This window comes from Brachyspira pilosicoli (assembly GCF_019402445.1).
In the GTDB taxonomy this organism is placed as follows: Bacteria; Spirochaetota; Brachyspiria; order Brachyspirales; family Brachyspiraceae; genus Brachyspira; species Brachyspira pilosicoli_B.
Genome location: NZ_SRZM01000363.1, coordinates 1 through 8788, shown reverse-complemented (window position 1 = coordinate 8788; position 8788 = coordinate 1). Strand labels below are relative to the sequence as shown.

9 protein-coding genes and 1 pseudogene are annotated in these 8788 nt (G+C 30.3%); 9 read left to right on the top strand and 1 reads right to left on the bottom strand.

Going from position 1 to position 8788, the window contains the following annotated elements:
• Window positions 1-176 precede the first annotated feature (176 nt).
• Window positions 177-734 (bottom strand): carboxymuconolactone decarboxylase family protein, encoded by a 558-nt coding sequence (locus E6A48_RS10785; protein ID WP_014933539.1) that lies wholly within the window; start codon window positions 732-734, stop codon window positions 177-179.
• Between the two features lie 226 nt (window positions 735-960).
• On the opposite strand from E6A48_RS10785, the gene E6A48_RS10780 reads away from it, so the two are divergent.
• The 9 genes and pseudogenes from E6A48_RS10780 to E6A48_RS10740 all read left to right on the top strand — a co-directional run.
• A complete protein-coding gene (locus E6A48_RS10780) occupies window positions 961-2706 on the top strand; it encodes a SpoIVB peptidase S55 domain-containing protein (protein ID WP_219710244.1) in 1746 nt (581 codons plus the stop codon).
• On the top strand, window positions 2693-4744 hold the full coding sequence (locus E6A48_RS10775; protein ID WP_219710242.1) for a ligand-binding sensor domain-containing protein: 2052 nt from the start codon (window positions 2693-2695) through the stop codon (window positions 4742-4744). Before E6A48_RS10780 ends, E6A48_RS10775 begins: the two co-directional genes overlap by 14 nt.
• Before the next feature lie 16 nt (window positions 4745-4760).
• Window positions 4761-5042, top strand: a complete 282-nt coding sequence (locus E6A48_RS10770) for a hypothetical protein (protein ID WP_101503786.1) — start codon at window positions 4761-4763, stop codon at window positions 5040-5042.
• 3 nt (window positions 5043-5045) lie between these two features.
• Window positions 5046-5360, top strand: a complete 315-nt coding sequence (locus E6A48_RS10765) for a hypothetical protein (protein WP_219710240.1) — start codon at window positions 5046-5048, stop codon at window positions 5358-5360.
• 125 nt (window positions 5361-5485) lie between these two features.
• On the top strand, window positions 5486-5860 hold the full coding sequence (locus E6A48_RS10760; protein ID WP_219710238.1) for a hypothetical protein: 375 nt from the start codon (window positions 5486-5488) through the stop codon (window positions 5858-5860).
• A gap of 190 nt (window positions 5861-6050) precedes the next feature.
• A complete protein-coding gene (pyrH, locus tag E6A48_RS10755; RefSeq protein ID WP_219710236.1) occupies window positions 6051-6755 on the top strand; it encodes a UMP kinase in 705 nt (234 codons plus the stop codon).
• Window positions 6756-6791: 36 nt separating this feature from the next.
• Entirely contained in the window at window positions 6792-7793 is a 1002-nt protein-coding gene (gene floA, locus E6A48_RS10750; RefSeq protein WP_219710234.1) for a flotillin-like protein FloA, read from the top strand.
• Window positions 7794-7867: 74 nt separating this feature from the next.
• The gene (locus tag E6A48_RS10745; protein WP_219710232.1) at window positions 7868-8482 is read left to right on the top strand and encodes an HD domain-containing protein; all 615 of its coding nucleotides are present in this window, start codon (window positions 7868-7870) and stop codon (window positions 8480-8482) included.
• A gap of 42 nt (window positions 8483-8524) precedes the next feature.
• Window positions 8525-8788, top strand: a pseudogene (locus E6A48_RS10740) (aminotransferase class I/II-fold pyridoxal phosphate-dependent enzyme); the annotation flags it as partial.

The window sequence follows — 8788 nt, the reverse complement described above, 5'->3', positions numbered from 1 at the left end:
TTTGCAACTTTGACGAAGTCCGCAGAGCGACCGAAGGAAGTGCCTGTGGGTGCGTAGCTATGGGAAAAAGTTGAAAAAATAAATTCTATGACAAACTATATTTGTTTCAGCATATACAAAAAAATAACAAGAGTTATTAATAAAAGCTCTTGTTATTTAATTTCAAAAAAATAAAATTAATTGTTCTTAGCTCTCCAAGTTTCTTTTTCAAATTCATTAGCAATGCCTACCAATGATTCATCTAAATCTATTTGAAGTACAGCATTAAAATTGTTAGTAGCCATCATTTGAGCTGCAAAACCTACTATAGTAACTATTTCAGAATCATTAAAATATTTTTTTAAATTATTCATAAGTTCATCAGTTACACCATTAGGGTCTTTTACCATTTGTTTGCCTAATTCTGATAATAGTTTTTCTTTTTCATCTAATTTAAGATTTTTAGGGTCATCGCCTATAGCTTTTAAATCTCTTATAAAAAATAAAGAACAAAGCATACAGCCATTTGTAGTAGAAACACTATGTGCTAATATCATAGCAGCTCTTTTGCCTACAACTTCTACCAATCTTTCAAAAGATACATACCAACCCATAAATGCTTCATATGTTGCATAATCATTTAAAAGTGCTTTTTTCATGTTTGTTACACTTCCACTTTTTTTTAATTGATAATCAAAAGCCTCTTTTACTTTGCCTTGAGCTTCTTCATATTGCATAAACTTCACTCTTGCCATAATTTTACTCCTAATATATAAAGTCCTTAATAAAAAATTATAATATTATAAGAAAATAATTTAATATAATTTTTTAATGATGCAATGATAAACAACATTTATAACTAAGTCAAGCAGTTTTATTATTGTTTAAAAGTGTTTGTATAAAATAAAAAACTATTATATAATTTTTTATTATTATGTAAAATATAGGTTATTATTATTTATAAAATTCAAATTATTAGATATGGACATTATGAGAAAAATAGCATTTATAATTTTTGTATTATCATTTAATTTATTATTCGCACAAGAAGAAGAAAATCTTCCTCCAATGCCTCCAGATAATCCAGAGGTAATACCTATGAGTGAAATAAAAGAGGGTATGGAAGGGGTAGGCTACACAGTAATACATGGTACAAATGTAGAGCCATTTAAAGTAAAAGTAATATCTGTATTAAGAAAGATGTGGAATGGAAGCGACGCTATACTTATACAGTTAGAGGGACTTAATTTAGAGCATTCTGGCACTGTTGCAGGAATGAGCGGTTCACCTATATATTTTGATGGTAAAATAGCAGGTGCTTTGGCTTTTGGTTGGAATTATTCTAAAGACCCTATTGCGGGTGTTACTCCTATAGAAGAGATGTATAAATTATATAATGATACTAATGTAAGACCTACAGGATTAAAGGCTGGAAATGCTTTACAGACTCCTTTAATGTTTTCTGGGTTTAATGCTAATTCTTTTAATGAATATTCTTCAAAGTTTAAAGAGATGGGCTTTTACCCTATGCAAGCTGGTGGAACTGTATCAGACACTAATCAAAGCAGCAAGTTTTTGTTTGGTGATTCTGTTGCTATAGTTTTGGTTGATGGAGATTTATCTATAGCGGGAGTTGGTACTGTTTCGCATACTGATGATGAGAAGTTTTTGCTTTTTGGGCACTCTATGTGGGGTAAAGGACATTTGAGAGCTCCTGTTTCAAGGGCTTATATTAATCATATAGTGGCTTCTGTTGCTTCTTCTTTTAAAATTGGTGCTGCTTATTCTAATTATTTGGGTTATACTGTTTATGACGGCACTTTTGGGGTGTCTGGTGTATATGGTGAAGTGCCTGAAGATACTATGATACCTGTTAGTCTTAAAGTTGAAGACCAGAACTTTTTAAACAGAGATTTTAATTTAAGAGTATTAAATGACCCTACATATTTTTCTCAGCTTCTTTCTATGGCTATATATGAGGCTATTAGTTCTACTGCAGGAAGCGAAGAGGAAGGGGTGTTTAGCATAAGCTATGAGATTGAAACTGATTATTTTGATGAGCCTTATAAAATAGAAGAGAGAATACTTTCTTATTCTTCAAAAGATGCTTTTAGAGAGGCTATTAATCAGCTTGTAGCTCCTATAGATTTCTTTATATACAATAACTTTAATAGGGTAGCTATAAAATCTATTAAATTATCTGTAAAAAGAAGTAATTTGGAATATGGTTTTATTAATGATATTACATTATTAGAACCTAGAGCTGTTGCAGGTGAGACTATACATTTAAGAGTTGGTGTTACTCCTTACGGCAAAGAAAAAACTTATGTAGATATACCTGTAAAATTGCCTGTTAATCTTAATACTGATGTTTATTCTATATATGCTGCTAATGAATATATATATGCTTATGCACAAAAATTATTTATGCCGAATAAATATAAAATTAGAAGTTTAGATGATGTGATGAAATATTATAGCAAGTCTTATGATGATAAGGCATTAAAGGTTTGGCTATATTCATCATCGAGGGGAGTTCAGATAGGGGAATATTCTTATCCAACGCTTCCTATGTCTAAATATGGTGTAATGGCAAAAGATGCTACATCAGATAAGGCTGCTGTTATTACTGATATAAATGGAAATTATAATATGCCATATTCTATACTTGGTTTAATGAAAATAGATATAATAATTGAAGGGGCTAAAAAATATGAAAATCGCTAAGATAATTTTTATACTGCAAACTATACTAATATTATCATCTTCCAATGTTTTTGCTGTTGTAACAAGAAGTTATGCAAGCACAAAAAAAGGTTTTTATGATAATGGACTTTACAATGGAATAATGCTTACAGAGCAAGGTTCTTTGAGTTTAGCTCCTCTAATAGAGAAAGAAAGTTCTATAGACGGCAAATATATATGGAAAATCTATCCTGCTAAAGACGGAAGCATGTATGCTGCTATAAGCGGAAATGGTGCTGAGTTATATAAAAAAAGGGCTAATGAAACTAATTTCAGCCTTTTTATAAAATCTGATAATGACAATGCTTTTACTGCTGTAATTACAGATGATGCTGGTAATGTTTATGCGGCAGTTGGACCTTATGCTAAAATTATGAAATATGACAGTAACGGAAAAGAGATTTGGTCTAAAGATGTTGATGATACTTATATATGGGATATGAAGTTTGATGCTAATGGCAATTTATATTTAGCTGCAGGCGGCAACAATGCAAGAGTATTAAAAGTATCTTCTGACGGAAAGATTACTGAAATATTGAAAACAGAAGAACAGCATGCTATGTCATTATATTATGATAAAAAGCAAAATAAATTATATGTAGGCACTGCTGGAAGGGGCTTAGTATTATATATTGATTTATCTACAAATGTTGAAAACCCTTCATATAATGTGCTTTATGATACAGCACAAAATGAAGTATATGCTATCACTATGGATAATATAGGTAATTTATATTTTGGTACAGCCACAAGAGAGCCTTCATATTTAATACTTCCTTCTATAATAGACAGTGGTAAAACAGTAGAAGACAGCGATAAAGAGTTTAGAAACTCTCTATACAAAGCAGATACAAACGGCACAGTTCAAAGACTTTTCTTCTTAAATCAAACATTAGTATTTGCTTTAAGCAGCGACAACAACAATAATATATATTTTGTTACAGGCGACTCTGCTGATGTTTATAGAATAAATGGAGATGACGGTTTATTATCATATATAGGCGGCTTAAGAAACAAGATATTATCCACTTTTGCTGCTACAGATAATGGACTTTATTTTGCAATATCAAAAACTGGTGAAATATATAAAATGGACAATGAATATCCAACAGAAGGCACTTTTACAAGCGATACATTAGATTTGAGAGTGCTTAGCAAATTTGGAAGTTTAAATGCTGTAACTACTACACCAGAGGGTTCAAGCGTTACTATAGAGATGAGAAGCGGAAATGTTGCTAGAGTTGATGAAACTTGGAGCGAGTTTAAACCTGTTGTAAACAATAACGGTAAAATAGAAGCTCCTGACGGAAGATTTTTACAATACAAAGTTACAATGAAAACTACAAATCCAGAGATAAGCCCTGTATTAAGTTCTATGGATTTTACTTATGTAGAAAATAATTTAGCTCCTGATGTTATTAATGGAGGTTTGGCTACATATTACAGACAGCAAAATGATTCTGCTGAAAATAAAACTCCTCAGTTAGAAGAACAGGAAGCTATGGTATATTGGAAGGGAACTGACCCTAACGGAGATAAACTAACATATACTTTGGAATATAGATTAAAAGGCGAGCAAAATTATAAGCTTATTGCTGACAATATAGAAAATCAATATTATAAGTTTAAGTCTTATTTGCTTCCTTCTGGTATTTATGATTTTAGAATAACTGCAAGCGATAAATATGATAATCCTGTGGGAGATATTAAAACAAAATCTCTTGAGGTATTTAATGTAAAATATGATAATGAAGCTCCAGAGTTGCTTGATTTTAAATCTGTTTCTGAAGGAAATATCAGAAAAATTACATTTAAATTATCTGATAAATTATCATTCTTAAAAACAGTAAGATATTCTACTATTAACAATGAATGGTTATATATAGTTCCAGATGATAGAATATTAGATTCTATGAATGAGAGTTTTACTATTACTATAGAAGATGAAAATATATCATCTATTACTATAGAGGCTATGGACGTTGAGGGTAATGTTAAATATTATTCTTTCTTAATATAATAGGAGTGTGTGTATAATGGCAGTTAATTGTGTATGGTGCGGCAAGAAAATAGATGATGTTGCAGGACAGGCTACAATGGACACTTGTGATGAGTGCGAGGAGTTTTTTGAAGAACATATTGATGATATAGCAAAGTCATTAAATGAGCTTCTTAAAAAAAATGAATCCTCTTCATCTAAGCCAGATGAAAAAAAAGCTTGGATTAGCTATTCACTTATAACTGCTATACATATGCTAAGCTCAAAGCCTTGTATTGAGTTTAAGGATTCTAAATATAAAGATATTTTATCAGAATAATTTATGAGAGTAAAATTATTATTATTTATATTATCTATTTTTTTTATTTTATCTATGTCTAGAAATAAGCAGACTCTCTACTGTGAAAGATGCGGTTTAACTTTTAAAAATTTAAATGAACTATTATCACAAAGATGCGAAAAAGCTTTGGAAGGACCTTATTTAAATAGGCATAAGCTTTATGAAGGCACAGAAAAAGAGATGTACACTTGTAAATATTGCGGCTATCAGTATAAAACTATAAGGCTTTTAACCTCATTAAAATGCACCAAACACCCAGACGGAGAATATAAGGGCGACCATGCTCCTGAATTATAGAATAAATATTTTTTACTATTAAATATAATTTTTTCATATTTTTTCTTTAATTTTTGATATTAATATGTTATAATACCTCGAAAATTTTCAATTATATTAATATTTTTTATAAGGAGAATTATATTATGAACAAAAAATTATTAACTATCTTTTCATTATTATTAATCTTTTTTGCAATGTCTTGTAACAATAAAACTACAGACCCAGTAGCACCTTTAAAAGATTCTCAATATGTAGGAAAATGGTATCAAGAAGGTATAGATGCTAATCCTGTATATGAAATAAAACAAGACGGAAGTATTGATGCTTTAAATGGAACAACAGTGGTAGCAACTGTAAACGGAACTGATGTTGTAAAAGAAAATGATACTACATTTAAAGCTGCTTTTTCAGAAAATGGTCAAACAGATGAAGTTACTTTTACATTTACTGATGATAAAACTGGTACTGTAAAATCATCAGGACAAGAAGCTAGTACTTTTAATATTGTTAAAAAATAATAGTTAATTAGTTTATTAAAAAAGTGTCTGATATTATATTTCAGGCACTTTTTTATGTTTAAAATATAATTTCAAATAAATATTAAAATGTATACTCATAAATAAATTATAATAACTTTTTTGCTTGATAATAGAAAAAAAATAAAGTATAATCATATAAATTTAATTACAAAAAAAGGAAAATTGTTTTATGAAACAAACTGTGCTTCTTAAAATATCAGGTGAAGCTTTGCTTGGCGAAAAGGACTATGGTATAGATAATAATGTTGTAGACAGAATAGCTATGGAGATGAAAGAGGCTGGAAACAATACTCAAATAGCTGTTGTTGTGGGAGGAGGCAACATATTTAGAGGAATGCAGCTTTCTAACAAAACAGGTATGGTGAGAGCTACAGCGGATTCTATGGGTATGCTTGCTACTATAATGAATGCCATTGCTTTGAAAGACAGATTTATGGCTGCTGGTACTCCTACACAAATACTTTCTGCTTTCAATATTGAAGGCATGATTGAGGGATTTGAAAGAGATAAGGCTATTCGTATATTAGAAAGAGGTAATGTGCTTATAATAGCAGGAGGTACATCTAATCCTTACTTTACTACAGACAGCACTTCTATATTGAGAGCTTTAGAGATTGGTGCTTCTATTGTATTAAAGGGCACTAATGTTGATGGCGTTTACAATAAAGACCCTAAAACAAATAAAGATGCTGTTATGTATAATGATATTACTTTTAAAGAGGCTATTAATCAAAACTTACGCGTTATGGATATGACTGCTTTTGCTATGGCTAATGATAATAATATGCCTATTAGGGTGTTTAACATGAATAAAATGGGCAATATTACAAAGGCTATTAAAGGCGAAAATATAGGAACTTATGTTCATAATTAAAAGATAGAGAAAAAAATAAAAATTAAGGAGATTATGATGTTTGATTTATTTTGGGGGGCTGGAATAGCACCTATGTTTGTTGGAATAATAATTATAGTAATATTTTTAATTATTTTCTTTAGATTTTTCCCATTAGGTTTATGGATTACTGCTTTATTTTCTGGGGTGAGAATTAGTATAATTACTTTACTTACTATGCGTTTGAGGAGAGTTAATCCTTCTTTAATAGTATTGAATCAAATTAAGCTATGGAAGGCAGGATTAAAAATAAACAGCAATGAACTTGAGGCACATTATTTAGCTGGTGGTAACCCTACTGCTGTTGCTGATGCTTTGATTGCTGCTGATAAAGCTTCATTAGATTTAAGCTTTGAGAGAGCTGCTGCTATAGACTTAGCTGGTAGAGATTTAGTTGATGCTATAAGAACATCAGTTTCTCCTAGAGTTATAGCTACTCCATTAATTGCTGCTGTTGCTAAAGACGGTATACAGGTAAAAGCTACTGCTAGGGTTACTGTTAGAACAAACATTAACAGACTTGTTGGCGGTGCTGGAGAAGAAACTATCATTGCTAGGGTAGGCGAGGGTATTGTTACTACTATTGGTAGTGCTGCTACACACAAAGAGGTATTAGAAAATCCTGATAGAATATCACAGGTTGTTTCTGCTAAGGGGCTTGATTCTGGTACTGCTTTTGAGATACTTTCTATAGATATTGCTGATGTGGACGTTGGAAGCAATATTGGTGCTGTTTTACAAATTGACCAAGCTGAGGCTGATAAGAAAATTGCTCAGGCTAAAGCTGAAGAGAGACGCGTTATGGCTATTGCCCGTGAACAGGAGATGAAAGCTCAAGTTGAAGAGATGAAGGCTAAAGTTGTTGAGGCAGAAAGTCAGTTGCCGCTTGCTATTGCTGAAGCTTTGAAAAAAGGAAATATTGGAGTATTAGATTATTACAACATGAAAAATGTAATGGCTGATACTGAAATGCGTTACAGTATATCTGGAATGGATACAACAAGCAAAAATTCAAAATAATTGATTTTTTATAAAATAAGCGGGCTATTAATTTTTAGCTCGCTTTTTTATTTATTAAATTAATAAAAACATTTATGGAAATATTAGATTTAGATAGAGCCGAGTATGAATTAAATAAGGCTTACAAATTAAATCCAACTCCTTGGGCTAATCATTCAAGATATGTAGCAAAGGCTGCTAGGATTATATCAAGTGAATATAATAAAAAAAGTCCTTCTGATAAAAAACTCAATGAAGATAATGCGTATATATTTGGTTTACTGCATGATATAGGCAGATATACAGGCATAAGTGCTGAGAGGCATTTAATTGATGGGTATAAATATTGCATCAATTATGGCTGGGAGAAGATGGCTCAAATATGTATAAGTCATGCTTTTATGATAAAAGACATTAATAGTGCAATAGGTGCTTTTGATATGAGTGATGAAGACTATAATTTTATTAAAGAGTTTTTAGAAAATGTTCAATATGATGATTATGATTTGCTTATTCAATTATGCGATAGTCTTGCTTTGCCTGATGGTTTTTGTTTATTAGAAAAGAGATTTGTTGATGCGGCTTTGAGATATGGTACATTTCCGCAAAGTGCATTAAGATGGAAAAAAGTATTTGAAATAAAAAAATATTTTGAAGATACTATTTCTACTTCAATATATAATCTACTTCCAAATATTAATATTTATTAAACTAATTTGTTTTTATATGTCTTTTAATATATAATAATTGTTATGAAAAAAGAAAGAAAAGAAATTTATTTAGATAAAAATGAAAACCCATATAAACCTTCAAAAAATATTATAAAAGAGCTTGAGAGTTTTGATATAGAATCTTTTAGGCTTTTTCCAGATTATAGTGCCAAAGAATTAGATTTAGCTATGGCGAATAATCTTAATATTGATAAGGATAATATTATATCTGTTAATGGTATGTATGAGGCTTTTTACTGTATATTAAATTCATTTGAAAATAAAAAAATATTATTACAAGAACCT